Here is a 25,777-nt window from a genome sequence, read left to right as displayed (position 1 = left end):
TCGGGGCACCGGCGGGCCAGCTCACATCGGCGAGCAGCACCCGCCCTCGGACGCGAGGATGGCGGCGTGCTGCTCGCCGACGTCGCCGCCACCTCCACGGCCCTGGCCGCCACCCGCTCGCGCCTGGCCAAGCGCGCCCTCCTCGTCGACCTGCTGCGCCGCACCGCACCGGACGAGGTCCCCGTCGTCGTGCGGTACCTCGCCGGTGAGCTGCGTCAGCGCCGCACCGGGCTCGGGTGGCGGTCGCTGTCCGCGCTGCCCGGGCCGGCCGACGAGCCGTCGCTCGACGTGCTCGGGGTGGACGCCACCTTCGAGCGGATGGCCGGTCTCGCGGGCCCCGGTTCGGCGACCGCCCGCACCGCGCTCGCGGCCGAGCTGTTCGCGGCGGCGACCGCGGACGAGCAGGGGCTCCTGCGTGGTCTGGTCACCGGGGAGCTGCGGCAGGGAGCGCTCGACGCGCTGGTCCTCGACGCGGTCGCGGAGGCGGCGGGCGTGCCGGTGGACGCGGTCCGCCGGGCCGCGATGCTCGCCGGGGCGTCCGAGCCCGTCGCGGTCGCAGCGCTCGGTGCGGGGTCGCCCGAGGCGGCGCTCGCCGCGCTCGCCGGCTTCACGCTGACCGTCGGCCGGCCGGTCCGACCCATGCTCGCCGCGTCCGCCCCGGACGTCGCGGCCGCCGTCGACGGGTTCGGCGGCCGGCCCGTCGTCGTCGACGCCAAGCTCGACGGCATCCGGGTGCAGGTGCACCGCGACGGCGACGACGTCCGCGTCTGGACCCGCAGCCTCGACGACATCACCGCGCGGGTCCCTGAGCTGGTCGCCGTCGTCCGGGCCCTGCCGGTGCGGACCGTGGTGCTCGACGGCGAGGCGCTCGCCCTCGACGCGACCGGGCGGCCGCGGCCGTTCCAGGAGACCGCCTCGCGCAGCGCGACCCGCGACGCCGAGCTCGCCGGCGCGACCGAGCTGACCCCGTTCTTCTTCGACGTGCTGCACGCCGACGGCCGCGACCTGCTCGGCGCTCCGCTCCTCGAGCGGCTCGCGGTGCTCGACACCGTCGCCGCGGGTCACCTGGTCGAGCGCGTCGTGACCGACGACGCCGCCGCCGCGCAGGCCGCCTTCGCGGGCTGGGTCGCGGCCGGCCAGGAGGGGGTGATCGTCAAGGACGCCGCCGCGCCGTACGAGGCCGGCCGGCGCGGCGGTGCGTGGGTCAAGGTCAAGCCGCGGCACACGCTCGACCTCGTCGTCCTCGCCGTGGAGCGCGGGTCCGGGCGGCGCAGCGGGCTGCTGTCGAACATCCATCTCGGGGCGCGGGACGGCGCCGGCGGCTGGGTGATGTTGGGCAAGACGTTCAAGGGGATGACGGACGAGATGCTCGCGTGGCAGACGCAGCGGTTCGGCGAGCTCGCCGTCGACGACGACGGCTGGACGGTCCGGGTGCGCCCGGAGCAGGTGGTCGAGATCGCGTTCGACGGGCTGCAGCGCTCGAGCCGCTACCCCGGCGGCCTCGCGCTGCGCTTCGCGCGCGTGCTGCGGTACCGCGACGACAAGACCGCCGCCGAGGCGGACACGATCGAGACCGTGCGGGCGCTGGCGGCGCCGTCGGGCACCTGAGCGCGGACCGGCCCGGACGGCCCTACCCCAGCGGCGGCAGCACCTGGCCGGCGTCGAGCACCGTGCGGAACGGGTCGCCGCGCTCGGCGAGGCGGTCCAGCACCGTCCGGACGGTGAAGGCGTCCGGCCGCAGCCACGGCTCGTCGAGCTCGTCCCAGGTGATCGGCGCGGACACCGGTGCGCCGGCAGCCGCGCGCGGGCTGTACGGCGCGACGAGCGTCTTGTTGACCGCATTCTGCGTGTAGTCCAGCCGCGCGAGGCCGCCGCGCTCGCGCACCTCCCACCGCCAGCTCACGAGGTCGGGGACGACGGCGCCGACCGTGCGCGACACCCGCTCGACCCACGCGCGGGTCTCGTCGAAGCTCGGTCCGGGCGCGATCGGCACCCACACCTGGATGCCCCGCCTGCCGGTCAGCTTGGGCTGGGCGCGCACCCCGAGGTGCGCGAAGGCGTCGCGGTGCAGGCGCGCGAGCAGGACGACGTCGTCCCACGCCGTCGTCGGGCCGGGGTCGAGGTCGAACAGCGCGTAGGTCGGACGGTCCGGCGCACGGGTCAGCGACGTCCACGCGTGCCACTCCAGGGCGCCGAAGTTCGCCGCCCAGATCAGCGCAGCGGGCTCGTCCACGACGAGGTACGTCGTGCTCTCGCCGTCGTCCGCGTCGGGGTTGTCCCAGCGCGGCAGCCAGTCCGGCGCGTGCCCGGGCAGCTCCTTGTGCCAGAAGCCGCCGCGGTCGGCCCCCTCGGGGTACCGGTGCATGTTCAGCGCGCGACCGCGCAGGTACGGCAGCGCGACCGGGGCGATCTGCGCGGCGTAGCGGACGAGGTCGCGCTTGGTCACGGCCGGCTCGCCGTCGCGCCCGGGGAACAGCGGCTTGTCGAGGTTCGTGACCCGCAGGCGGCGCCCGAACACCTCCCACGTGCCGCCGGACCGCAGGTCGTCGAGCGCGGCGAGCTCGTCCGCGGTCGGCCCGGGCACCGACGCGGCAATGGGTGTGGGATGCAGCTCGACGGACGCCTGGTCCGCCGGGAGGTCGGAGCGCCACAGCCGGTCGGGGTCCGCGCGCACCTCGTCGTTCGTGCGACCGCTGAGCACCGACGTCGGGTGGTCCTCGGCGTCCCAGCCCGGGACGGCGTGCTCGTCGCGCTTGTGCAGCAGGATCCACTGCTCCTTGCCGTCGTCGGCGGGCTCGCCACGTCGGACCAGCACGAAGCGTCCGCGCAGCCGCGCCCCGTGCAGGTCGGCGTGCAGCTCACCGGCCGCGACGGCGGCGGCCGGGTCGTCGGTGCCGTGCGGCTCCCACGTGCCGCGGTCCCACACGATGACGTCCCCGCCGCCGTACTCCCCGCCGGGATCACGCCCTCGAAGTCCTCGTACTCGAGCGGGTGGTCCTCGACGTGGACGGCCATCCGCCGGGCCGCGGGGTCGAGCGTCGGGCCGCGCGGCACCGCCCAGCTGACCAGGACGCCGTCCATCTCGAACCGCACGTCGTAGTGGAGGCGGCGCGCGCGGTGCCGCTGGACGACGAAGCGACGCACGACGGGTGCGACGGCCGACGACGACTCCCCGCCGCCCGCCGGCTCCGGCGTCCGCGCGAAGTCCCGCATCGACCGGTAGGTGTCGAGCTCACCGGTCGACCGCGTCGTGCGCTTCGCCACGCCGCCTCCCGTCCCCTGTCGTCGTCGTGCTCGTGCTGTTGCTCGTGCTCGCTCGTCCTCGTCCTCGTCCGCGCGACCAGCGTGGCCGATGCGCCCGCCTTCCGCCGCCCGAGGCCGGCTGCCCGGTCCGGTGTCTGCGGGATGTGCTCGGTGCGTGGGCCCGGGTGCTCGTCAGTACGCTCCTCGCCATGCCCGCCGACGACCGCACGCCCGCCGGCGACGACGCTCCCGCTCCCGCTTCCTGCCCCGCAGCAGCCACCGCCCGGCTCGGCGCCGGAGCATCGGTCAAGCGGGCCACGGTCGCGGTGCTCGGCGGGGCGACGACGCTGGCCGGCATCGCCCTGCTCGTCCTGCCTGGCCCGGGTTTCGTCCTGATCGCCGCGGGGCTCGCGCTCCTCGCGACCCAGTTCGCCTGGGCCGCGCGTCCCCTCGCGTACGCCAAGGACCGCGCCCAGGTCGGCATGGACGAGGTCGCGCACAGCCGCTGGCGCACGGTCGTGGCCGTCGGGGCCGGCGTCGGGCTCCTGACCATCGGCGTTCTCGGGGTCGTCGGCGTCCAGCTGCCGCTGGTCAACCTGCTGACCGCCTCGATGCTCATCCTCAGCGGGCTGGGGCTGCTCGGCACGATCGTCTACGCCTGGCGGCGTGGCGGGGCGCCGAGGTCGCACCGGTCGGGGCGCCCCGACCGAGGGCAGCGGTCCGCCCGACCGGACGCCTCGGACCGCTCGGATCGCTCGGACGAGGCTGCCCGGTAGGGCCGACCGGCCGGCTCAGCGACCGCCCACGCGGAACCGGTCGACCAGATCGTCCATGAGCCCGTCCATCCGGGCGTCGACGGTCCGGCGCGCCGGGTCCTCGTCGTACCAGGCGACGATCTCGCGGGCGCCCTGCGCGAAGGGCGTCGTCGCGACGAAGTCCGGCACGACGGTGCGCAACTTCGTGGTGTCGAAGGTCGCGGAGTGCGTCTTGTCACCGAGCAGAGCCGCACCCCACGCCGGGTCGACGTCGGCGATGGCGTCCGAGGGCACGTGGACGATGCGCGCCTCGACGCCGGCTGCGCCGGCCAGCGTGTGCGCGATCGCGTCCCAGGTCAGTGCCTCGTGCGAGGTGATGTGGAACGCCTCGCCCAGGGTCAGCGGGTTGGCCAGCAGCGGCACGAAGCCGCGGGCGAAGTCCGCGTGGTGGGTCAGCGTCCACAACGAGGACCCGTCGCCGTGCACCACGACCTCCTTCCCGCGACGCATCCGGTCGATGGCGGTCCAGCCACCGTCCAGCGGCACGAGGGTGCGGTCGTAGGTGTGCGACGGGCGCACGATCGTCGCCGGCGTCCCCCGGTCGCGGTAGGCCGCTACGAGCAGGTCCTCGCAGGCGATCTTGTCCCGGCTGTACTGCCAGAACGGGTTGCGCAGCGGCGTCGACTCGACGATCGGCAGCCGCGCCGCCGGCGTCTGGTACGCGGACGCCGAGCTGATGAACACGTACTGCCCGGTGCGCCCCTCGAACAGCTCCAGGTCGGTGCGCACGTGCTCCGGGGTGAACGCCACCCAGTCGACGACGGCGTCCCACTCGCGGTCCCCGAGCGCGTCGCGCACCGAGGCCGGGTCCCGCACGTCGGCGACGACCTGCTCGACCCCGTCGGGCACCGCACGTCGACCGGTGCCGCGGTTGAGGAGCGTGACCTCGAGCCCCCGCTCCACCGCAAGACGCGTGCTCGCGGAGCTGATGACGCCGCTGCCACCGATGAACAGGACCCGCTGACCACTCATGCGTGCTCTCCCTCTGACCGACCTCGGACGAGACCGCGCCAACGACGGCGGCCGCGGCCCACACCCTGCCACCGGCGGGCTGACCCTGCAGTGGGCGGGGCGTGCAGTGAGATCGGCGCGACTCGAGGCGTCACAGGTCCCGCCGATCGAGGACCGTCGACTATTCGTTCCGGGGCGCGCGTCGACGACGGAATCCGAGGGGCCGATCCCTCTCCGGGTCGATGACCTCGCCGTGGCGGTCGGTGAATTCCCAGCGACCGCGATGGCGGCGGATCGCGATGTTCCGGTCGTGGATGATCCGGTGGTGGAATGCGCACAGCAGGATGCCGTTGTCCACGCTCGTCTTTCCGCCGTCGCGCGCCCATTGTTCGACGTGATGCGCCTGGCAGATGATCGGCGGTGCGGTACACGTCGGATATCGGCAGTGTTTGTCGCGGGCGATGATCGCCGCCCGCCGCGCCCGGGTGAACGTCCGTTCCGTGCGACCGACGTCAAGCACTTCCGAGTCAGGGCCGAACAGGATCCGGTTGAGGCGGCTGTCGCACGCGATCCGGTCGAGGACCTTGCGCGGGACGGGGGTGCGGTCCTCGTACTGCGGTCCACCGGCGACCGTCTGACCGGTGAGCATCGCCGCGGTCACCATCGGTGGGGTGCGGGACGGGCCCTCGTTGCTCGACCCGTCCCCGCCGCCGGCGTCGTCGAGGAGGCTGCCCTGCCGGGGCCGGGTGTCCGCGGCGGCGACCAGGGCCGCCAGGGTCGGGTAGTCGACCAGCACGGTCACCACCGGGCGCACCGCGCGCCCGGTCCCGGCGAGCCCGTTGTCCAGCACGATCTAGGCCACGTCGCCGAGGGCGTGAGCGCGCCGCTGGGACGAGGTGCGGTCGTCATCCGCCGCCGCCGGCACCGGCGTCACTGCGGCGAGGGCGGCCTTGAGCGCCTGCCCGTGTTCCGCGGTGAGCTGCCCCTCGACCCGGTACCCGTCCCCGAGTCGCGCGATGTCCAGGCGTTCGCGGTCGCACGAGTCCACGTACCCGCGGTCGTCGGCGTCCGGGTCGGCATAGGCGGCCCAGTGGCGGACGAACACCCGGGTCTCGTCGACCGACAGCTGCCGCGCCTGCTCCACCACGAGGGTCTCGTTGCACTCGTGCTCAGGGTCCGCCAGCAGCTCGCGACGCTGCTCGCTCGTGGGAGCGAGGGTCGCGATGACCTGCGCCTGCTCCACCGTCACCTCACCCGCCACGGCAGCAGCCGCAGTGACCGGTGGTGGTCACGCAGCGCCCGCCCCAGCCGCACCTGCGCCCGCGCCGCCGCCACCGACAGCCGGTGGTCATGGGACAACCACACCGGGAACGACCGCGCACCACTCAGCGCCCACACGCCGTCGTCGTCGATCACCGGCAGCAGCCGCACCTTCGCCACGGCCGCGCGGCTGGTCACTTCCGCGAGTCGGCGCGCGATCACCGCCGCCTGGCGGCCGTCGAGCACCGACAGGTCCAGCCCTGCGAGCACGGCCACTGCGGCGTCCATCGCGGAAAGCGCGGCAGCGACCTCCAGGCAGAGCGACACGGCGTCACGGTCCGCACTGTCCGACGAGGGCAGGTCGGGTTCATCCATGAATGCCGACCTCCTTCGATGACCGTGGGCCACTTCGTCCCGACACCGCAGTTCTACGGTGCGCCACTGACATTCCCGAGGGGCCGAGGTGGCGCTGTGGAGAGGACGACTCGGGCGTCGCCTGTGCATACCCGACGTTCCAGCAGGAAAGCCTGAGGTCGTGCTGTCGAGAGGGCGACTCCGGCGTCGCCTGTGCTCACGCGGATCGCCGGCGAGAAAGGCCTTGGTGGCACTGTGCAGAGGACGACCCCGTCGTCGCCTGTGCATACCCGAATGTCCAACGTGAAAAGCCGATGCGTGGTCAGCCGAGGCGCGCGGCATGGCCACGGCAGTGGGGTCGCTCGGGAAGAGCGCGGATGTCGCGATCCGCCTCACGAGTCCGCCGGCGGTGATCAGCCCGCACTACCCGTCGCGGCGCCCGTCGCCCCACGCTCGCCGAGCAGCCACGCGAGCTCAGCGTGCAGCAACGCCCGGCGCGACGGGCTCGCGTAGGAGCGGGCGTCGTGGCCGAGCCCGTCGTAGACCACGCGCGCCGCGCCGGCCGACGCCCACACCACCGGGTGCTCACGCCCCTCGTGATCGGTCGCGAGCAGCACCCGGCTGCTCGCAGCGACGTCGAGGTGGCAGTACCGCTCGTCCCACGCCTCGACGTCGCCCAGACCGGCCGTGACCGGGTGCTCCCCGTCGACCACCCGGAACGTCGCGGTGCCGATCGGCGGGTGCATCGACGTCCCGACCACCCACCGCCCGCCGAGCAGGCCGGTCCAGTGCGGGGAGTCGGCGAAGGTGTTGGCCGCGGCGTGCAGCGCGAGGAGGGCACCCCGGCGTGCACGAGACCGGCGAGCCGGTCGTGGAACGGCGCCCAGGCGGCGTCGTCGCCGTCCCAGTCCGGGTCCACCCGGCCGCGGCCGGCGGCCACGACGACGAGCGACACGTCGTCGGGCCGGGCGTCGTCGAGCGCGCCGGGTGACGTACCGCGGACCCGGACCCCCACGCCGAGGTCGCGCAGGGCGCCGGCGACCACGTGCGACGTCGCGACGTCGTCGTGCCAGGGGTCGGCGTACCGGCCGCGGCCCACGAGGACGAGGGCGTCAGGCATCGCCGCCTCCCGTCGGCAGCGCCACGTCGGTGACGGCGCCGTCGCCCCAGGTGACCGTCGCGCGGGGCCCGGAGGCACCGGCCGCATCATCGACGCGGACCGCGGGCTCCACGGCCCCGGGTCCCGCGGGCCGCCCGGAGAGGCCGATGACGGCGGCGACCCAGTCGTCGGGCACGGGGCCTTGGAGCCAGGGCGTGGCGGTCACGTCGCCGAGCGGGGAGGCGTCCGTGGACCGCTCCACACCGGCCGCTGTCAGGCCGAGCGAGCCGCTGACCACCGAGGTCAGCCGCCCGCACCGCACGACGGCCGAGCGTCCCGCGGCGTCCACCGCGTCCTCGGGCGTCGTCGACCCCGCCAGCGGCCACCCGCCGATCCGGAGCGCGACGGCCTCCGGGGACGCGTCGCGCACGCGCACCAGTCGCACCTCCCAGGCACCGCGGACGACGGACACCGTGGTCACGGTGCCCGCCGCCGTGGCGACCCCGGGCAGACCGGACCCGTGGCGCCGTCCGCTCGTGTCGGCGTCGAGCCAGCGCACCCGGGCCCGCGAGGCGGCGACCCCGACGGCGGCGGCGTCGTCGCCGACCGCCTCCACGCGCAGCACCTCCATCCCGGTGCGGTGGGTGCGGCGCCCCGCGGCGTCGACGAGCACGACGGACTGGTCGAGCGGGTCGGTCCAGGCGGCGTCGCCGAGGACGGGCGACGTCGCGGTCGAGTAGCCGAGCCGGGCGTAGAGCGGGGAGTCCCCGTGGTCGCCCCGGGCACCGCGTGGTCGGTGCCGTGGTTGACGACGCGCACGACGCCGTCCTCCTGCGTCGCGGACACGATCCAGCCCGGGGCGGTGACGACCCGCAGCCGGTCGCCGGTCTCCACCGGGAGCGGCTCCTCGACGGCCGTCCACACCGGGTGGTCCGCGGGCAGCGCGAGCCCGAGCATCCCCTTGCTGGCCCAGTACGGCGACCCGGTCCCGGAGTACGACTGCGCCAGGCGCGGCCACGCGTGGTGCCAGCCGGTGCTCAGCAGCCCGCGGTCGTCCGGCACCCCGTGGTCGACGAAGTGCCCGACGACGCCCGACGCCGCCCGGCGCAGCAGCCCGGGCCGGACCGACGGCACCTCGGCGATCGCCCCGACCCAGAACGGTGCGGCGGCGGCGAAACGGTAGGCGAGGCTGCGGCCCTGCAGCAGCGGGGAGCCGTCCGCCCCGACGAGCTCGACGGCGTCCTGCAGGTAGCGGTCGAGCCGTGCGACGTCGCGGTCGTGGCGCTCGGCGGCGAGGTCGGCGGCACCGGCCATGCGCGACCACAGCACCGGGAACACGTGCAGGGCCCACCCGACGTAGTGGTCGTAGGAGCGCTCGTCCCCGTCGGCCAGCCAGCCCCCCGGCCGGACGAAGGTGTCGTGCGTGGCGAGGTCGGCGCGCATCTCGTCGAGGGAGTGCGGCCCGCCGACCGACCGCAGGAACGTCTGCACGACGAGCCGGAACCACACCCAGTTGATCCGCGGGTAGGTGTCGTCGCCGACGGCGGCCGCGAGGTAGTCGACGACGCGCTCCTGGACGAGCGGGTCCAGGCGGTCCCACAGCCAGGGCCGGGTGAGGTCGAGCACGAGCGCGATCGACGCCGCCTCGACCTTCGCCTGGGCGTGCTCCTCCAGGCGCACCCAGCGGTCCGGCGCGGCCGGGTCGGTCCCTGCGGCGAGCCCGGCGGCGTACCACTCGGCCAGGCCGTCCGGGTCGCCACCGCCCTCGCCGGCGAGCCGGAAGCCGGCCAGCAGGAACGTGCGGGCGAAGCCCTCGAGACCGTCGATCGCGGTGCCGTAGCCGCCGGGCGGACCGGGGAGCGTGACCAGGGCGTGCCCTGGCGAGGCGAAGGGCCGCACGGCGGCCAGCATGCCGTCGGCGAGCCGCGCCCAGTCGGCACGCTCCCACCCGGTCAGCGGCGAGAGCGGGGTGCCGGTCGCCCGCCCTGGCCGGGGGCCGGTGCCCCGGTGCACGGTGGTCCGGTGCTCGGTGCCTCGGTGCTCCGTGGACCGGGTGCTCATGCGCTCACCGTGAACGCGTCCGGGGTGACCGGGGTGGACAGGGGCCGTCCGTGCACCAGGTTCTCCAGCTCGTCGAGGGCGTGGTCGCTCATGCGCCGGGTCTCCGAGCCGAGCGACCCGGCGATGTGCGGGGTGATCATGACGTTGGGCAGGTCCCGCAGGGTGAGGTGGCCGGCAGCGGCTCCGGCTCGGTGACGTCGAGGATCGCGTGCAGCCGCTCCGTCGCGCACTCGGCGAGCAGCGCGTCGTGGTCCACCAGGGCGCCGCGCGCGGTGTTGATGAGCGTGGCGCCGTCGGGCAGCAGCGCGAGCTCGCGCGCCCCGATCATGTGCCGCGTCGCGGGCAGGGACGGCGCGTGCAGCGACAGGATGTCGCTGCGACGCAGGGCGTCGTCGAGCGGGACGAGCCGGCCGCCCGCGGCGGCGACCTCGGCGGGGTCGGCGTACGGGTCCGACACGAGCACCGCGGCGGTGTCGAGGACGCGCAGCAGCTCGACGACGCGTCGGCCGATGCGGCTGAACCCGACGACGCCGACCGTGCGGCCCCGGTTGGACAGGTCGCGCCGGACGACGGTCGCCGCCCACCCGTCGCGGTCGTGCCGGGCCCGGGCGGCGAGGTAGGGCGCCTTCTTGCCGGCCATGATGATCGCCGCGAGCGTGTACTCCGCGACCGGCACCGCGTTCTCCTCCGCGGCGCTGCTCACGACGATCCCGCGCCGCCAGACCTCGTCCGCCACGAGCCCGCGCACGCTGCCCGCGCAGTGCAGCACGGCGCGCAGTCCCGGCGCGGCGTCGAGCCGCTCGGTGGTGAGCGCCGGTGCGCCCCAGGAGGTGACGAGCACGTCGGCGCGCGCGAGGCGTGCGCGTGCGGCCGGTGAGTCGAGCTCCTCCACCCACACCGGATCACCGAGCCGGGCGAGCCCCCGAGCCGCTCGAGCTGCGCGGGGCCGAACTGGAGCGCGTGCGTCGCCGCGTCCATCACGAGCAGCGCGGTGGGGCGACGGCCGGGCGTGGCACGGAGGGCACCGTCCGCCCCGCGGTCCGCGACGGCGCTCTCTGCGTCGGCCCGCCGGGTTCCGGCGCTACCCACGGCGACCGCCTCCCTCCGTTGGTGCCGCCGCAGCGGCCGGGGTCGACGCCACGGCCGCGAGCTGCAGGGCCGGCTCAGGACGGTGCACCCCGCGCGGGCGGTACCCGAGGGAGCCGGCCAGGCCGAGCAGGTCGGCCGCGTACCAGAGGGTCGCGAGCCACATCTCCGTGCCCTGCAGCCCGACGTCGCCCGGGTCGTCCGGCCCGGGGTGCGCGGGCGCCGCGAAGGCGAACCCGCCGGACGGTGCCCACCGCTCGACGATCCGGGCCGCGTGGTCCCGGGCGAGCTCGAGGACCTCGGGCTGGCGGTGGTCGTGGTCGCCCTGGGTGAGCCACCACAGCGGGTGCAGCACGTCCAGGACGTCGCACGCCGTCGCCCGCCCGGGCGCGAACGTGCGCGGGTCCGCGGCGTGGCGCAGGACGGCGTCGATCGCGACGCGGTGGTCCGGCAGGCCCACACCCCACTGCGCGAAGGTCCCGCGGACGGTGCGGTAGAAGCCGTTGACCGGCAGGCGCAGCCCGTCCGCGCCGGGTCGCCCCCACAGGCCGGTGGCGGGGTCGCGGTGCACCAGGAGCCACCCCAGGAGCGCCTCGACGCTGCCGGGCGGGACGCCGCGTGCCGCCCGGAGCTCCCACGTCAGCGCGGTCCCGAGTGCGTCGACGAGGTGACCGGCCCCCAGGCGTCGTGGTCCAGGTCGAGGCCGTCGAGCGTGGCGACGACGACGTCCGGGGTCAGGTCGGCCACCGCGGCGAGCGGGACGCCGGCGCGGGCACCGAGCAGGTCGAGCGCGTAGCCGACCGCGAGCACGTGGTACGCCTGCGTGCCGTCCGCGAGCCGAGCCAGGCGGTCCGCCCCGGTCGAGGGCCGCTCCCCGTCCGAGGGCCCGGTCCCGGGGTCGGCGCCGAGCTCGGCCACGAGCCCGTCGTCCGGTGACTGCAGCGCCTGGAGCGCCGCGACGTGCTCGTGCCGCGACCACGGGTCCGGCGGCGCGTCGAGGAGCAGGGCGGCGATCTCCACGGCGTCGCAGTGCGCCCGGACCGTCGGGGCCTGGCCGGGCCGGTCCAGCCAGCGCCCCGTGCGCGCGTCCAGGCTGCGGGCGAGGACGTCCGGGGCCTGCTCACGGGCACGGTCGCCGAGGTCACGGAGCCGACCGGCGAGCGTGCCCAGCGCGTCGCCCCGTGGCGCGCGCCGGTCCCGCACGACCCGCGCCGGGTTGCCCACCGCGACCGCCCAGTCGGGGACGTCCCGGGTGACGACCGCACCGGCGCCGACGACGGCGTGCGAGCCGACGCGGACGCCGTCGAGCACCACGGCGTGGCTGCCGATCCAGACGTCGTCGCCGACGGTGATCCCCGCCGACGTCAGGGGCTGGTGCCGGATCGGCACCGACGTGTCCGCGAACCCGTGGTCGAAGCCGAGCAGGCTGCAGTGGCTGCCGATGCGGACGCCGTCGCCGATCCGGACGCGTCCGCGGACCGCGGTGCCGACGTTGACCGAGCAGTCGGCGCCGAGCTCCAGGTCGCCGGTGAGGTGCGCGTGCGCGGCGACGGTGCTGCGGTCGCCGAGGACGAGGGTGTCCGGGTGCACCGCGGCCAGCCGGGAGACGACGCACCCGTCACCCACGGCGTGCCCCCGGGCGCGGAGCGTGTCCAGGTACGCCGCCTGGTCGAGCCGGGCGGCCGGGCTGGCGAGCTCGGTGAACGACCACGGCGCGAAGTCCTCGCGCAGCGCGATGTCGTCGTGGGGCACGGGTGGCCCTCTCTCGTGGCGGGGCGTGCGGGTGCGGAGCGTGCGGGTGCCGGTGCGCGTGCGGGGCGTGCGGGTGCCGTGCGTGCCGGTGCAGTGCGGGACGGACGCGTCTACGCCGCCGGGACCGGCTCGGCGTCGTCGAGGTGGAGCACGGGCCGCATCGCGTACCGGCTGTTGGCCCACACCACGTACAGCAGGGGCGCCGCGGCGAGACCCAGGCCGAGCACGGGCCGGGTGGCCACCATGGCGAGCCCGAGCCCCACCACGACGAGGGATGCGGCCGAGAGGTACCAGCGGCGGACGGCGAGGTAGAGCGCGGCCCGCAGCAGGTCCCGCACACGCACGTCGCCGCGCTCGGCGAGGCCGACCAGGGCCAGGGTCGCGGTCGCGACCGTGAGCACCCCGACCGTGACGAAGAACGGGATGGCGACGGCGCCGATCCGGCTGCCCCACACGGCCCGGGCGTCGACGGCCAGGACGACGACGGCGACCACGACGAGCCCCCGATCGTCAGCGCGGGGCGCAGGCTGCGCCGCCATGCACGGCCGAACGTGCGGACGACCGCGGTCGAGCCGTCCGCGCCGAAGGCCGTGAACACCGCGAACGCCCCGACGAGCGCCGGCGCGCACAGCGGCGCCACCAGCGCCAGCAGCGGCCAGGACGTCGTCACGTCGGTCGCGAAGACGAGCACGACGACCGGCAGGCACGCGACGGTCAGCAGCACGTTCGTCATGAGGGTCACGTAGGCGGTCCCGAAGACCTGGTCGAACGCCTCCTGGCTGCGTCCGGCGCTCCGGCGCACGCCGCCGCCGGTCGTCGCGGCGGTCATCCCTTCAGCGGTCATCCCTTCAGCCCCGAGGTGGCGATGCCCTGGATGAAGTACCGCTGCCCCAGCAGGAAGATGATCGCGATCGGCAGGACCGACAGGACCGACCCCGTCATGATGAGCGCGTACTCGGCGTTGTACTGGCCGATGAAGCTCTTCAGACCGATCTGGATGGTCCACAGCTCGGGGCTGCGCAGGTAGATGAGCGGGCCGAGGTAGTCGTTCCAGACGAACACGAACGTGAGCAGTGTCAACGACGCCAGCGCAGGCACCGACAACGGCAGCATGATGCGGCGGTAGATGCCGTACTCGGTGAGCCCGTCGACGCGGGCGGCCTCGCTCAGCTCGCCCGGGATGGTCTCGTAGAACTGCTTCATGAGGAACACGCCGAAGGCGCTGAACGCCTGCAGGGCGACGATCGCCCACAGCGTGTTGGACAGGCCGAGCTTCGACATGAGGATGAACTGCGGGATCATGTAGGCCTGCCACGGCACGGCGATCGTCCCGATGTAGACCAGGAACAGCACGTCGCGGCCGGGGAAGCGCACCTTGGAGAACCCGTAGGCGGCGAAGCTCCCGGTGAACAGCTGCAGCGCCGTGATGACGACGGACAGCAGCAGGGTGTTCTTGATCCACGTCCCCATGTCCGACTTCTGCCAGATGTCGACGTAGTTCACCCAGCGCACGTCCTCGGGGATCCACTGGATCGGGATCGTGAAGACGGCGTTGTTCGTCTTCAGCGACGACATCACCATCCAGAAGAACGGCAGCAGGACCGCAGCGGCGGCCACCACCATCGCGACGTAGCCCACGACCCGCCCCACCGACCCCGGTGCGTCGCGCCGCGGGCGGCGCGACGGCGTGCCCCCGGGTCACCGCCGATCGCCTTGCCCCGCATGACCGCCTGGGCGTTCGCCTCCGTGGTCGTCATCTCACAGAGCCCTTCTCTTGTTCACGACGAACTGGAGCACGGTGACCGAGATGCAGATGAAGAACAGGACCACCGAGACGCTCGAGGCGTAGCCGAAGTCGTTCTCCACGAACCCCTTCTCGTAGATGTACTGGGACAGCACGAGGGTCGAGGTGCCGGGACCGCCGTTGGTCATCACGAGGATGATGTCGAAGACCTTGAAGCTGCCGATGGTGAGCATGACCGTGACGAAGAACGTCGTCGGTCGCAGGCACGGCAGGGTCACGTTCCAGAAGCGCTGCACCGCGTTGGCGCCGTCCACGCGCGCGGCCTCGTACAGCTCCGGCGGGATGGTCTGCAGGCCGGCCAGGAAGAGGATCATGTAGTAGCCCATCTCCCGCCAGACGCTCACCAGGATGACGGCGGGCATCGACCAGTCCGCCGACGTCGTCCATCCCGGTGGGTCGTCGATCCCGATCGCGGTGAGGAACTGGTTGATCGGTCCGAACTCCGGGCTGAACAGCGCGTTCCAGACCACGGCGATCGCCACGATCGACGTGATGTACGGGAAGAACGCCGCGGTGCGGAAGAAAGCGACCCCGCGCAGCTTGCGGTTGAGCAGCATGGCCAGCCCGAGCGACACGGCGAAGGTCAGCGGGATGTGCAGCGCCGAGTAGTACAGCGTGTTCGTCAGAGCCGTCCAGAACATGCTGTCGCCGACCATGTCGGCGAAGTTCTCCGCGCCGATCCAGTTCGCGACGCCGAAGGCGTTCCAGTCCGTGAAGGACAGGTAGAACAGGACGACGACCGGGATCAGCGTGAGCGTCGCGAAGCCGAGGAAGTTCGGCAGGATGAAGGACAGCCCGATGAGCGTGTTGCGCCGCTTGAGGCGGCTGCCCGGGCGTCGCTGCTCCAGGGTCGTGGCCATGCGTGTCTCCAGTCTGGGAGGTGGGTCCGGCGCGCGGCGCGAGGCCGCACGCCGGACCCGTCGTCGGTCGGCGACCGCAGGGTCAGCCGACGGCGTCCGCGGCCTGGGCCTCCGCGGCGGCGAGGGCCTCCTCGACGCTGGAGCTCGTCGACATGATCGCCGAGTGCGCGTCGCTCAGGGCGCTCTGGACGGGCGCCGTGAACTCCGAGACCGGGTTCTCCGGGCGGGTGTCGTGGTGGGCGAACGTCCACTGCGACAGCTCGTCGGTGGGCACACCCTCGAGGGCGAAGTACGCCTCGGTCACGGCGTCACCCGCGTAGGCCGGCGTGATGCCGATCGCGGCGAGCTCGGTGGCCGCCGCCTCGCTGCCGATGAAGGTGAGGAACTCCTGGGCGGCCGCGGCCTTCTCGTCGTCGATGGCCGGGTTGATCCCGATGGCGGTCGGGTCACCGAAGGTCACCGGGTCGTCACCCGTGCACTCGAGCTGCGGCGCCGGGGCGAGGCCCCACGCGAAGGTGTCGGCGTCGCCGCTCTCCTGCTGGGCGATGAGCGTCGCGACGTACCAGCTGCCCATGGGCAGCATGGCCGCCTTCTGCGTCCCGAACTGCGACTGGTAGGTGAGGCTGTTCGTCGTCGCCGAGCCGTAGTCGACCTGCGCGCCGGTCGCCTGCAGCTCCAGGGAGCGCTCGTAGTAGGGCGCGAGGTGGTCGTAGTCGCCGTCGAGGATGTCGACGTCCTCGCTCTGCGCGTTCGCGAAGCCCTGGACGGTCGACTGCCAGACGTGCTGGTAGGCACCCTTGGCGTCGGAGCCGGACGCCGCGAGCGCGGTGGTCAGCGCCGTGGCCGTGTCGGCGTACTCGTCCCACGTCCAGCACTCGCCGGGCGCCTCGACGCCGGCGGCGTCGAAGAGGTCCCTGTTGTAGTAGACGTACCAGGAGTCCTGGCGGTAGGGGACGGCGTAGGTCGCGCCGTCGACCTCGTAGGCCCCGAGCCCACTGGTGCTCTCGTCGAGGGACGCGGCCGCGTCCGAGACGTCGAGCAGCTGCCCGCCGTCCTGGTACGTGTGGAAGTTGAGCAGGTTCTTCAGCACGTACAGGTCCGGCGCGGAGCCGGCGGCGAGGTCGGCGATCATCTGGGTGTCGTAGTTGGTCGCGTCGTACTCCGCGAGCTCGACGGTGACGTCGGGGTTCTCGGCGTGGAAGGCGTCCGCCAGCACCTGGAACTCCGGGGTGGTCGCCAGGCTCCACCCGGCGAGGGAGAGCGTGACGGGTCCGTCCGCGGCCTCGGCACCGCCCCCGCCCGCTCCCGCGTCGGCGTCGTCGCCGCCACAGGCGGTCAGGGTCGTCACGGCGAGTGCGGCGACGCTCAGGCCACCCACGATCGAGCGCTTCATGTTCTGCTCCTTGTCGATGTCCGGGCCCACCGTCGGGCCCCGGTCCGTCCGCCCGACCGGACCGGTGTGTCCGCGTGGCCGGCGGCGTGCCGGGCCGGACCGCTCCGTCGAGGTACTGCCTGCCGTTCGAGGTACTGCTGCCGTCGGGGTAGTGCCGACACCGACCACCCGCGATGATCGACTGTGATCGCTTCAAGAGGGCGGCGCCGGTGCCGTGTTGATCGTTTCTGGCTGACCGTGAGTCAACTCCGCCGCCCGCCGGGCTGTCAAGCACGTGTCCCGATCGTGATGTCAGCCGTTACGATCACAAACGATCAAGCCCGTGGCGTCCACTCGATGAGGAGACATGACGACCGACCACGCCTTCACCGGACCGCTCGCCGCCCGGTGGCCGGACGTCACCGTCGACCGGCTCGCCGCCCTGCTGACCCCGGCCGGCCACGCCCTGCCGGTCCCGCGCGCGGCCGACCGCGCCGCGTGGGACCTGCGCTCCGGCACCGCGGACCGCCCGACCCGCCTGGACCTCCTCGCCCGCGCCGACGCCGAGCGCGGCACGCCCTGGCCGCAGCCGACCGCGCACGCCTACGCCCGCTTCTTCCGCGACGGCGACCGCCTCGAGTACGAGGACGCCGTCGCGGCCCGCCAGACGCGGCTCACGCGGGCCGCCGTGGCCGCGGCCTCCACGCTCGACCCGGCCTGGCTCGACGAGGTCGCCGACGGGATCACGGTGCTGTGCGAGCAGAGCACCTGGTGCTGGGCGGCGCACGACGACACCCGGCGCCGGCACGGCGCGGTGGTGGCCACCGTGACCGATCCGTTCGTGGACCTCGGAGCGGGCGAGGTGGCCGCCCAGCTGGCGTGGGTCGACCACCTGCTCGGCGCACCGCTGGACGACCGGTACCCCGGGCTGCGTGCCCGGGTCCGGCACGAGGTCCGCACCCGGGTGCTCGAGCCGTTCGTGCGACGCCGGGACTGGCACTGGCTGGGGCTCGACGGCGACGTGCACAACTGGAACCCGTGGATCCACGGCAACGTCCTGGTCGCCGCGCTGGCCCTGGTCGCCGACCCGGGCGAGCGCGCGCGCGTCGTCGCCCTCGTGGTCGAGGGCCTCGACCGCTACGTCGCCGCACTCCCGGACGACGGCGCGATCGACGAGGGCTACGCGTACTGGTGGAACGGGGCGTGCCGCGCCCTGGAGGCGCTCGACGTCCTCGCGCACGCGACCGGCGGGGCCCTCGAGGCGTCGTCGGTGCCGGCGCTGCGCGCGACCGTCGCGTTCCCGCACCGCATGCACCTGGGCGGCCCCTGGTACCTCAATGTGGCCGACGGCCAGGCCCGGCCCCCGACGGACCAGCCGTGGCACGCGCTGCACCGGGCCGCGCGGACGGCCGGGGACGACGACGCCGTGCGGCACGCGGCCGCGCACCGCGTGCCCGGCGGTCCGGTGGCGACCGAGCGCGAGGGGCTCGGCCGGTTGCTGCGCGCGCTCACCGACCCGGTGTGGGGCGCCGCGGACCCCACGCCCGGCTCCCCTCCCCCGGGACGTCTGGCTGCCGTCCACCCAGGTGCTCCTGGCCCGCCCGGCGGGCGGGAGCCCGCGGGGGCTGACGCTCGCGGCCAAGGGCGGCCACAACGACGAGCACCACAACCACAACGACGTCGGCAGCGTGGCGGTCGCCCTCGGCGGTGTCCCGGTCGTCGTCGACGCCGGACGGCCCACCTACACGGCCCAGACCTTCGGCGCGGACCGGTACAGGCTCTGGCCGATGCAGAGCACGTGGCACAGCGTGCCCACGGTGCGCGGCAGCGCGCAGTCCGCGGGCCGCCGGTACGCGGCCCGCGCCGCCCGCGCGGAGACCGGCGAGCACCGCAGCGCGCTCCGGCTCGACCTCGCCGGTGCCTACCCGCGGCCCGACGTGCGGCACTGGTGGCGGACCGCCACCCTGGACCGGGTGTCCGGAGCCGTGCAGGTCGTGGACCTCTGGGAGCTCGACGACCACACGGCGTCGGACACGGCGTCGGACACGGCGTCGGACACGGCCACGGACACGGGCACGGCGTCGGACACGGGCGCCACGACCGTGCATCTCCTGCTCGCCGGTGAGGTGCACCAGCGGGGCGACCGGGTCGTGGTGCACGCTCTGGGGGGTGCGGGCACCGTCGTGCTGACGTGGGACGGTCCGGTGACCTGCGCCGCGCTCGAGGTGCGTGAGCTGGACGACCCGCTGCTGACCGAGGTGTGGGGCGACCGCCTCACCCGCCTCGTGCTCAGGCTCGACGCCGTGCCGACCGGCACCCTGACGACGACCGTGGAGGAGGCCCGATGAGCACGATCGACGCCCGGGGCCCGCTCCCGGTGACCCGACGGGCCCAGCTCCTCGATGCCCTGCACCGCCAGGGCACCGTGCGCGTCTCGGAGCTCACCGACGTCCTCGGGGTGACCCCGGTGACGGTCCGGCGCGACATCGCCCAGCTCGCGAAGGAGGGGCTGGTGCGACGCGTGCACGGCGGCGCCACGCTCGTCGTGCCCGACGACGCCCCCGGCGCACCGGCGCCGCCCGTCACCTCGTCGTCGGGCACCGCCTCGTCGTCGGGCACCGCCTCGTCGTCGGGCACGGCGAGGCCGGACGGGGAGCCGGTGCTACGCCCGGTCGGGATGCTCGTGCCCTCGCTCGACTACTACTGGCCGGGCGTGGTGCGCGGCGCGCAGGACGAGGCGGTCGGGCACGGCATGCGGCTGGTCCTGCGCGGGTCGTCCTACGAGACCCACGACGACCGCCCGCAGCTGGCGCGCCTCGTCGAGCAGGCCGCCGTCGACGGGCTGCTCATCGCGCCGCGGATGGACGTGCCGCGGGCCGCCGACACCATGGCGTGGCTGGCGTCGACGGGGGTCCCGGTGGTGCTCGTGGAGCGGTCCGCGACGGTGGGCCCGCACCACGCCGCGATGGAGTCGGTCGTGACCGACCACGCGCTGGGCGCTGCCATGGCCGTCCGGCACCTGGCGTCCCTCGGTCACGAGCGCGTCGGTCTCGTCCTGAGCGAGCACAGCCCGACCGGCCCGCACGTGCGCCGCGGCTGGCTCGAGACCCTCGCGGAGGCGGGGCACGAGCCGTCCGCCACCGTGGACGTCGTCGTGCCCGACCTGCGCGCCGAGCGGTTCGACGCCGCCCTGGACGACGTGCTGGACCGGTGCCTGAGCACGGGCACCACCGGGCTGCTCGTCCACGCGGACACCGAGGCGATGGCGCTCGTGCAGCGGTGCGAGCAGCGCGGGCTCTCCGTGCCCCGCGACCTGTCCGTGGTCGCCTACGACGACGAGGTCGCGGGCCTGTTCAGCCCGCGCCTGACCGCCGTCCGGCCGCCGCGGCTGTCGATCGGGCGCGCCGCGGTGCAGCTGCTGGCCGCCCGGCTCGCCGACCCCGGGCGCCCGGCGCACCGCGTCGTGATCAGCCCGTCGCTGCGCGTCCGGGAGTCCTCGGCGGCGCCGCCCTCGTCATGACGCGTTCGCCCCGGCGCGCGTGTCGCGGCCCTGGCCGTGGTGGCCGCGCCAGTCGAGGACGAGGAGCGTGGCGTCGTCCTCGAGCGCCTGACCGGTGGCCTCCAGGAGCCGGTCGGTCAGCGCCCGGGTCGCCTCGCGCGGGTGCAGGTCCGCCGTGGCACCGATGAGCGCGGGCAGGTCGAGGTGCTCCGCGTTGCGCTCGAGCAGCCCGTCCGTCACGAGGACGAGCCGGTCCCCGGCGTGCAGCGTGAGCGCCGTGGCCACGTACCGGGCGTCCGGGAACAGCCCGAGGGGGACGCCCGGCGGCAGCGCGACCTCGACCACCTCGCCGTCGCGCAGAAGGAACGGCGGGACGTGGCCCGCGTTGACGAGCTCCATGACGCCGGTGGTCAGGTCCAGCCGGCCGAGCAAGCCGGTGGAGAAGGCCTCCGCGGACACCTCCGCGTGGTGGTCGCACAGCGCCGCGTTGGCCGCTGCGGCCTGCTCGAGCAGCGACCGCCCGTGGCGCCGGGCGTTGCGCAGACCGCCGACGCACAGCGTGGCGGTCAGCGCGCTGGCCACCCCGTGCCCCATGGCGTCGGTCATCGACAGGTGCAGCACGTCGCGCGCGAGGCTGTAGTCGTACGTGTCACCACCCACGGTCGCCGACGGCTCCAACCAGGCCGACAGCGTGAAGGCGTCGGCCTCGCAGGTGTAGCCGGGCGGCAGGAGCCGTCGCTGGATCTCCGCCGACAGCGAGTACGGCGTGGTGCGCTGCGCCCACTCGTAGAAGTCGGTGTGGCGTCTGCCTGCCACCACGACGAAGCCCAGGAGGTGCGCGGTCCGGGCGATCTCCTCGACCACCGCCGGGGTCGGCTCGACCGGCAGGACGAGCTCGAGCAGCCCCAGCGACTCGCCCCGCTCCGTCACCGGGGCGAGCACCGTCCACCCTCCCGGGGACGCGACGCCCAGGGCGGTGTCTCCCGGCGGCAGCACCTGGACCCTCTGGGTCTGCAGCGCCCGCCCCGCCGCGCCCCCGTCGAACGGCTGGGACTGCGCCACCTCGCGCGCGTCGCGGCGCACGGCGTCGGCGGCGGTCCGCGCGCCGCCGGGAGCGTCGGCGGTGGACAGGCGGACCAGCGCACGACCCGACAGGTCCGCGATGAGGAACGACGCCGACAGCGCGCCGAGCGCTGCCTGCAGCCCACGAGTGGCTGCCTCGACCGCCTCGACCGGCGGTGCGTTCTCGACGGCGTCGAGGACTCCGCGCAGCGCTGCGGGGAGGCTCTCGTCGGGCGTCACCTCGGGAGCATAGGCGCCGGTCCGTGCGATCACCCGGCGGCGGCGAGCAGCGACCCCGCCAGCGCGAGCATGACGACCGCGATCACCGCGTCGAGCACCTGCCACGCGCGCGGCCGGGCGAACAGCGGGCGCAGCAGCGCGGCGCCGTAGCCGAGCGCGACGAACCACAGCGTGCTGCCGAGGGCGGCTCCCGCGGCGAACCACCACTGCCGCCCCGCGTGGCTCTGCGCGATCGAGCCGAGCAGGACGACCGTGTCCAGGTACACGTGCGGGTTGAGCCACGTCAGCGCGAGCGCCGCCGTCACCGCGCCCGCGAGCGACGCCGTGGACGACGGCGCGGCGTCGTCGGGCACGAGGGTCCCCGGGCGCAGCGCGCGGCGCGCGGCCAGCAGCCCGTACCCCGTGAGGAAGACCGCGCCGGCGATGCGGACGGCGTCCAGCAGCCACGGCCGGCTCTGCACCACGGCGCCGGCCCCGGCCACGCCCGCCGCGATGAGCGCGACGTCGGACAGCACGCACACGAGCACGACCGCGCCGACCCGGTGGCGACGCAGGCCCTGGCGGAGCACGAAGGCGTTCTGCGAACCGATCGCCACGATGAGGGACAGTCCGAGCCCGAGCCCGGAGAGGGCGGCGGCGAGGTCGAGGGGCATGCGGCGACCGTAGGCGGCCTGCCCGGGCGCAGTGAAGTTCACTTTTCTGCGGCGGCATTAGCGTTGCTGTCCATGGACCTCGACCTCGCCCAGCTCCGCGCGCTGAGCGCCGCCGTCTCCGAGGGGACCTTCGAGGCCGCGGCGCGCGCGCTGCACGTGACGCCGTCGGCGATCAGTCAGCGGCTGCGCGCACTCGAGGTGGCCACCGGGCGGGTGCTGCTCATCCGCAGCAAGCCCGTGCAGGTCACCGAGTCCGGCCGCGCGGTGCTCCGCCTGGCTCGCCAGGTCGACCTGCTGGCGGCCGACACGCTCGCCGAGCTCGGCGACGGGCCGACGGGCGGGACGGGCGGGACGGGCCCGGTGGTGCCGACCCTGCCGATCGCCGTCAACGCCGACTCGCTCGGGACGTGGGTCCTGCCCGCCCTCGCCCCGCTCGCCGCGTCGGTGAGCTTCGACCTGCACCGGGACGACGAGCACCACACCGCAGCGCTGCTGCGCTCGGGGACCGTCGTCGCCGCCGTCACCACCGCCCCGGACCCGGTCGCGGGGTGCTCGGTCACCCGCCTGGGCACGATGCGGTACCGCCCGATGGCGGCGACGGCGTTCGTGCAGCGGTGGTTCCCCGACGGCCCCACGCCCGAGTCGCTGGGCCGCGCGCCCGTGGTCGTGTTCGACCGCAAGGACGACCTGCAGCACCGGTACCTGCGCGGCCGGGTCGCCGAGGGCGCGCAGCCGCCGGTGCACCACGTGCCCGCCACGGCGGACTTCCTCACGGCGATCCGCCTCGGCATGGGGTGGGGCATGCTCCCCGACCTGCAGAGCCGGGCCGGCGAGCGGGCCGGCGACCTGGTGGACCTCGATCCCCTCGGGGCGGTCGACGTGGAGCTGTCCTGGCAGCAGTGGAAGCTGCGCTCGGCCTCGCTGGACCGGGTCGGCGCCGCGGTCACCGCGGCCGCCCGTCGCGAGCTGGCGAGGTAGTCGGTCCCGGCCGCCGCCGTCGCCGGGCGCCGGCGCACCTCACAGCTCGCGCGCGAGATCCTCCTCGGTGGGGTCGTGCAGCACGCGGCCGGACCGGGCCACGACGAGCGGGAGGTCGGCCGGGGAGGCGCCCAGGTGCGCCAGCAGCTCGTCCGCATCGCCGGTCTCGCTGATCTCCACCACGTCGGTGGTCAGCCCGTGCGCAAGCGCGTGGTCGACGAGGCGCCGGACCTCCGGCGAGTCGCGTCGCCCCAGGATGCGCAGGTCGGCGTCGAGCTCGTAGCGGATGGCACGCCGGACGAGGAAGGCGCGCGTGACGAGGTCGCGCAACGCGGGGTCGTCCGCGAGCAGCGACCGGAGGCGGTCAGCCGTGATGCGGAGCACCTCCCCGGGGCGCACGACCACGGCCGTCCGCCGGACCGGCTCGTCGTCGAACAGGTCGAGCTCGCCGAGGAAGCGGCGTGGGCCGTGCACCCTGACCAGCGGCTCGCCCCCGTTCTCGGGGAACCCGACGACCGCCACCGCACCCGACAGCACGACGTGGAGGTCGTAGGTGTCGTCGCCCACCCGGTACAGGACGTCGCCGCGGGCGACCGGCACCCGGGTGCCGTGCGGGTCGAGTGCCGCGACCTGGGCGTCCGTCAGCCGGGGGTGGTCGCCGCCGCGGGCGGGGGTCTCGGGAAGGTCCTCGGGCAGCTCCGGCAGGGCGGGCGTCATCCGCGGCCGCCCCGTCCCGGCACCCGCGGACCCGGGCGTGACGTCGCCGGTGGGCACGTCGACGGCGCGGGGCGCCGCCGGCCCCTGGCCGAGGCCCGCGTCCGCGAGCAGCGCCGCGGCGAGCGTGTCGGCGTCGAACGGCCCGGTGTGCCGGTGCTCCCCGACGAAGAAGGTGGGCGTGCCGCGGACCCCGCTCACCTGGCCCGACTCCCGGTCCTGCTCGACGCGGCGGGTGTAGCGGCCGGCGCCCAGGTCGCGGGCGAAGCGCGCGGCGTCCAGCCCCAGCGCCGCGGCGTGGTCCACGAGGTCCGCGCTCGTCAACCGGTCCTGCGCCGCGAACAGCCGGTCGCGCATGTCCCAGAACCGGCCCTGCGCGGCCGCTGCCTCGGCCGCCTCCGCCGCCAGCTGGGCGTGCGGGTGGACGTCGACGAGCGGCGCGTGCCGGAACACGTACCGCAGCCGGTCGCCGAACCGCTCCCGCAGCTCGGCCACCGCCCCGGTGGCCTGCCCGCAGAACGGGCACTCGAAGTCGCCGTACTCGACGAGCGTCAGCGGCGCGTCGACGGGTCCACGGACGTGGTCGCGCTCGGGGTCGACCGGCGGGTCGAGCACGAGCTCGGCCTCGTCCGGCCGGCGTCGGGCCGCGAGGCGCAGCAGCGTGACGCCCAGGGCGGTCGCCAGCACGGAGGCCGCGAGGACGCCGACGCGCGCCTGGTCCGCGAGGCGCTCGTCCGCGAGCGCGAGGTCGACGATGAACAGCGAGATGGTGAAGCCGATGCCGGACAGCGCGGCGCCGCCCGCGAGCTGGAGGCCACCGAGGCCGGGCGCCAGGTCACCCAGACGCAGCCGGACCGCCAGCCCGGTCCCGATGAGGATGCCCACGAGCTTGCCGACCACGAGCCCGGCGACGACGCCGAGGGTCACTGGCGAGGTCGCCGCGGCGCGCAGGGTCTCACCGGTCAGCGGCACCCCGGCGTTCGCGAGGGCGAACAGGGGCACCATGACCATGCCGGTCCAGGGCCGCCACAGCTGCTGCAGCCGCTCCCCCACCGGGACGGAGCGGGCGATGGACAGCCGCGCGGCGTCGGCGAACTCGGGGTTGGGCGACTGCAGGTACGCCCGGGTCCGGCGGGCGGCGTCGGCCACCTCCTCGCGTCGCGGCGGGTAGGCCGGCGTGGCGAGGGCCACCGCGACGCCCAGCAGGGTCGGGTGGACCCCGGACAGGTACATCGCCACCCACGCGGCGACACCGAGGACGAGGTACGCCGGGCCGCGCCACACCCGCAGGCGGCGCAGCCCGAGCATGGCCGCGAACCCCACGCCGGCCACCGCGAGCGGGACGAGCGCGAGGTCCTCGGTGTAGAAGATCGCGATGACGCTCAGCGCGCCGACGTCGTCGGCGATCGCCAGCGCGAGGAGGAACACACGCAGCTGGGGCGGGCAGGCCGACCCGAGGAGGGCGAGCACCCCGAGGAGGAAGGCGGTGTCCGTGGAGATGACCACTCCCCAGGCCGACACCGCCGCGTCGCCGAGGTTGAACGTCACGTACACCAGCGCCGGCACGACCAGGCCGATCAGCGCCGCGAGCGCGGGCACCGCCGCGCGGCGGCGGTCGGCCAGCTCGCCGAGGACGAGCTCGCGCTTGACCTCCAGCCCGATGACGAAGAAGAAGAACGTCATGAGGCCGTCGTTCACCCAGTGCCGCAGGTCCAGCGAGAGCTCGCTCGCCCCGACCCGCACCGCGAGGTCGGTGTGCCAGAAGGCGTCGTAGGTCTCGCCCCACGGGGAGTTCGCCCACCCGAGCGCCGCGACCGTGGCCGCCAGCAGCAGAGCGGCGCCGCCCGCCTCCGTGCGCAGGCGGCGGCCGAGCGGCGCCACCCGGGTGAGGAGCCCGGCGCTGTCCGACGCCGCGCGGGACTGCGCCGGGCGCGTGGTGGCCCTGCTCATCGGCTGCTCATCGGCTGCTCATCG

Annotated in this window: 27 protein-coding genes and 1 pseudogene; 8 read left to right on the top strand and 20 right to left on the bottom strand. The window is 75.0% G+C overall.

What is annotated here, in order from left to right:
- The first annotated feature begins 66 nt into the window (after nucleotides 1-66).
- The gene (locus REH70_RS02805) at nucleotides 67-1,608 is read left to right on the top strand and encodes an ATP-dependent DNA ligase (protein WP_310752015.1); all 1,542 of its coding nucleotides are present in this window, start codon (nucleotides 67-69) and stop codon (nucleotides 1,606-1,608) included.
- A 22-nt stretch (nucleotides 1,609-1,630) separates the two neighbouring features.
- Here REH70_RS02805 and REH70_RS20295 read toward each other — a convergent pair whose 3' ends face one another.
- Both REH70_RS20295 and REH70_RS20290 read right to left on the bottom strand, forming a co-directional pair.
- Nucleotides 1,631-2,446: a DNA polymerase domain-containing protein gene (locus tag REH70_RS20295; RefSeq protein WP_396134717.1), complete on the bottom strand. Its 816-nt coding sequence runs from the start codon at nucleotides 2,444-2,446 to the stop codon at nucleotides 1,631-1,633.
- Between the two features lie 417 nt (nucleotides 2,447-2,863).
- A pseudogene (locus REH70_RS20290) lies at nucleotides 2,864-3,081 on the bottom strand (DNA polymerase ligase N-terminal domain-containing protein); the annotation flags it as partial.
- A gap of 371 nt (nucleotides 3,082-3,452) precedes the next feature.
- Between REH70_RS20290 and REH70_RS02795 the strand changes: the two are divergent.
- A complete protein-coding gene (locus REH70_RS02795) occupies nucleotides 3,453-4,019 on the top strand; it encodes a PGPGW domain-containing protein (RefSeq protein WP_310752013.1) in 567 nt (188 codons plus the stop codon).
- 15 nt (nucleotides 4,020-4,034) lie between these two features.
- Here REH70_RS02795 and REH70_RS02790 read toward each other — a convergent pair whose 3' ends face one another.
- The 5 genes from REH70_RS02790 to REH70_RS02770 form a co-directional block, all read right to left on the bottom strand.
- On the bottom strand, nucleotides 4,035-5,030 hold the full coding sequence (locus tag REH70_RS02790) for an SDR family oxidoreductase (protein WP_310752010.1): 996 nt from the start codon (nucleotides 5,028-5,030) through the stop codon (nucleotides 4,035-4,037).
- Nucleotides 5,031-5,190: 160 nt separating this feature from the next.
- On the bottom strand, nucleotides 5,191-5,859 hold the full coding sequence (locus REH70_RS02785) for an HNH endonuclease signature motif containing protein (protein WP_310752007.1): 669 nt from the start codon (nucleotides 5,857-5,859) through the stop codon (nucleotides 5,191-5,193).
- A 3-nt stretch (nucleotides 5,860-5,862) separates the two neighbouring features.
- Nucleotides 5,863-6,270: a DUF222 domain-containing protein gene (locus REH70_RS02780; protein ID WP_310752004.1), complete on the bottom strand. Its 408-nt coding sequence runs from the start codon at nucleotides 6,268-6,270 to the stop codon at nucleotides 5,863-5,865.
- A complete protein-coding gene (locus REH70_RS02775; RefSeq protein WP_310752002.1) occupies nucleotides 6,255-6,644 on the bottom strand; it encodes a hypothetical protein in 390 nt (129 codons plus the stop codon). The genes REH70_RS02780 and REH70_RS02775 overlap by 16 nt, the downstream gene beginning before the upstream one ends.
- Nucleotides 6,645-7,036: 392 nt before the next feature.
- Nucleotides 7,037-7,450 carry a ThuA domain-containing protein gene (locus REH70_RS02770; protein WP_310754112.1) on the bottom strand — a complete coding sequence of 138 codons (414 nt, stop codon included), beginning with the start codon at nucleotides 7,448-7,450 and terminating at the stop codon, nucleotides 7,037-7,039.
- Between the two features lie 20 nt (nucleotides 7,451-7,470).
- Here REH70_RS02770 and REH70_RS02765 point away from each other — a divergent pair, with 20 nt between their 5' ends.
- The gene (locus REH70_RS02765) at nucleotides 7,471-7,614 is read left to right on the top strand and encodes a hypothetical protein (protein ID WP_310751998.1); all 144 of its coding nucleotides are present in this window, start codon (nucleotides 7,471-7,473) and stop codon (nucleotides 7,612-7,614) included.
- A gap of 121 nt (nucleotides 7,615-7,735) precedes the next feature.
- Here the strand turns inward: REH70_RS02765 and REH70_RS02760 are convergent, their stop codons facing one another.
- From REH70_RS02760 to REH70_RS02730, 7 genes are all read right to left on the bottom strand, one after another.
- Nucleotides 7,736-8,203: a hypothetical protein gene (locus REH70_RS02760; protein ID WP_310751995.1), complete on the bottom strand. Its 468-nt coding sequence runs from the start codon at nucleotides 8,201-8,203 to the stop codon at nucleotides 7,736-7,738.
- A complete protein-coding gene (locus tag REH70_RS02755; RefSeq protein WP_310751992.1) occupies nucleotides 8,200-9,783 on the bottom strand; it encodes a DUF2264 domain-containing protein in 1,584 nt (527 codons plus the stop codon). The genes REH70_RS02760 and REH70_RS02755 overlap by 4 nt, the downstream gene beginning before the upstream one ends.
- Complete coding sequence (locus tag REH70_RS02750; protein WP_310751988.1) at nucleotides 9,780-9,923, bottom strand: hypothetical protein; 144 nt, start codon at nucleotides 9,921-9,923, stop codon at nucleotides 9,780-9,782. Before REH70_RS02750 ends, REH70_RS02755 begins: the two co-directional genes overlap by 4 nt.
- On the bottom strand, nucleotides 9,920-10,681 hold the full coding sequence (locus REH70_RS02745; protein WP_310751986.1) for a hydroxyacid dehydrogenase: 762 nt from the start codon (nucleotides 10,679-10,681) through the stop codon (nucleotides 9,920-9,922). The genes REH70_RS02750 and REH70_RS02745 overlap by 4 nt, the downstream gene beginning before the upstream one ends.
- Nucleotides 10,682-10,864: 183 nt before the next feature.
- Nucleotides 10,865-11,440 carry a hypothetical protein gene (locus REH70_RS02740; protein WP_310751982.1) on the bottom strand — a complete coding sequence of 192 codons (576 nt, stop codon included), beginning with the start codon at nucleotides 11,438-11,440 and terminating at the stop codon, nucleotides 10,865-10,867.
- A 68-nt stretch (nucleotides 11,441-11,508) separates the two neighbouring features.
- Nucleotides 11,509-12,621, bottom strand: a complete 1,113-nt coding sequence (locus tag REH70_RS02735) for an acyltransferase (RefSeq protein ID WP_310751978.1) — start codon at nucleotides 12,619-12,621, stop codon at nucleotides 11,509-11,511.
- 110 nt (nucleotides 12,622-12,731) lie between these two features.
- Nucleotides 12,732-13,160, bottom strand: a complete 429-nt coding sequence (locus REH70_RS02730; RefSeq protein ID WP_310751974.1) for a hypothetical protein — start codon at nucleotides 13,158-13,160, stop codon at nucleotides 12,732-12,734.
- Between the two features lie 12 nt (nucleotides 13,161-13,172).
- On the opposite strand from REH70_RS02730, the gene REH70_RS02725 reads away from it, so the two are divergent.
- Complete coding sequence (locus REH70_RS02725) at nucleotides 13,173-13,367, top strand: hypothetical protein (RefSeq protein WP_310751971.1); 195 nt, start codon at nucleotides 13,173-13,175, stop codon at nucleotides 13,365-13,367.
- A 94-nt stretch (nucleotides 13,368-13,461) separates the two neighbouring features.
- Here the strand turns inward: REH70_RS02725 and REH70_RS02720 are convergent, their stop codons facing one another.
- The 3 genes from REH70_RS02720 to REH70_RS02710 all read right to left on the bottom strand — a co-directional run bounded on the left by REH70_RS02720 (nucleotide 13,462) and on the right by REH70_RS02710 (nucleotide 16,678).
- Nucleotides 13,462-14,259, bottom strand: a complete 798-nt coding sequence (locus REH70_RS02720) for a carbohydrate ABC transporter permease (protein ID WP_396134656.1) — start codon at nucleotides 14,257-14,259, stop codon at nucleotides 13,462-13,464.
- A gap of 120 nt (nucleotides 14,260-14,379) precedes the next feature.
- The gene (locus tag REH70_RS02715) at nucleotides 14,380-15,285 is read right to left on the bottom strand and encodes a sugar ABC transporter permease (protein ID WP_310751968.1); all 906 of its coding nucleotides are present in this window, start codon (nucleotides 15,283-15,285) and stop codon (nucleotides 14,380-14,382) included.
- 82 nt (nucleotides 15,286-15,367) lie between these two features.
- Nucleotides 15,368-16,678: an extracellular solute-binding protein gene (locus REH70_RS02710; RefSeq protein ID WP_310751964.1), complete on the bottom strand. Its 1,311-nt coding sequence runs from the start codon at nucleotides 16,676-16,678 to the stop codon at nucleotides 15,368-15,370.
- 346 nt (nucleotides 16,679-17,024) lie between these two features.
- On the opposite strand from REH70_RS02710, the gene REH70_RS20285 reads away from it, so the two are divergent.
- From REH70_RS20285 to REH70_RS02695, 3 genes are read left to right on the top strand one after another with little or no spacing between them, the layout of a single operon-like run.
- Nucleotides 17,025-18,782: a hypothetical protein gene (locus REH70_RS20285; protein WP_396134655.1), complete on the top strand. Its 1,758-nt coding sequence runs from the start codon at nucleotides 17,025-17,027 to the stop codon at nucleotides 18,780-18,782.
- Nucleotides 18,760-19,005 (top strand): hypothetical protein, encoded by a 246-nt coding sequence (locus REH70_RS02700; protein ID WP_310754494.1) that lies wholly within the window; start codon nucleotides 18,760-18,762, stop codon nucleotides 19,003-19,005. The genes REH70_RS20285 and REH70_RS02700 overlap by 23 nt, the downstream gene beginning before the upstream one ends.
- Entirely contained in the window at nucleotides 19,002-20,177 is a 1,176-nt protein-coding gene (locus REH70_RS02695; RefSeq protein WP_310751960.1) for a substrate-binding domain-containing protein, read from the top strand. The genes REH70_RS02700 and REH70_RS02695 overlap by 4 nt, the downstream gene beginning before the upstream one ends.
- Here the strand turns inward: REH70_RS02695 and REH70_RS02690 are convergent.
- Both REH70_RS02690 and REH70_RS02685 read right to left on the bottom strand, forming a co-directional pair.
- On the bottom strand, nucleotides 20,172-21,458 hold the full coding sequence (locus REH70_RS02690; protein WP_310751956.1) for a PP2C family protein-serine/threonine phosphatase: 1,287 nt from the start codon (nucleotides 21,456-21,458) through the stop codon (nucleotides 20,172-20,174). The two genes, REH70_RS02695 and REH70_RS02690, sit on opposite strands and share 6 nt — an antisense overlap.
- A 29-nt stretch (nucleotides 21,459-21,487) precedes the next feature.
- A complete protein-coding gene (locus REH70_RS02685; RefSeq protein WP_310751953.1) occupies nucleotides 21,488-22,111 on the bottom strand; it encodes a LysE/ArgO family amino acid transporter in 624 nt (207 codons plus the stop codon).
- A 72-nt stretch (nucleotides 22,112-22,183) separates the two neighbouring features.
- Here REH70_RS02685 and REH70_RS02680 point away from each other — a divergent pair, with 72 nt between their 5' ends.
- Nucleotides 22,184-23,089: a LysR family transcriptional regulator ArgP gene (locus tag REH70_RS02680; RefSeq protein ID WP_310751950.1), complete on the top strand. Its 906-nt coding sequence runs from the start codon at nucleotides 22,184-22,186 to the stop codon at nucleotides 23,087-23,089.
- Between the two features lie 39 nt (nucleotides 23,090-23,128).
- Here the strand turns inward: REH70_RS02680 and nhaA are convergent, their stop codons facing one another.
- Nucleotides 23,129-25,753 carry a Na+/H+ antiporter NhaA gene (gene nhaA, locus REH70_RS02675; protein WP_310751947.1) on the bottom strand — a complete coding sequence of 875 codons (2,625 nt, stop codon included), beginning with the start codon at nucleotides 25,751-25,753 and terminating at the stop codon, nucleotides 23,129-23,131.
- Between the last annotated feature and the right edge of the window lie 24 nt (nucleotides 25,754-25,777).

Source organism: Cellulomonas sp. ATA003 (assembly GCF_031582905.1).
Lineage (GTDB): Bacteria > Actinomycetota > Actinomycetes > Actinomycetales > Cellulomonadaceae > Pengzhenrongella.
This window is presented reverse-complemented; position numbering and strand designations above follow the sequence as displayed.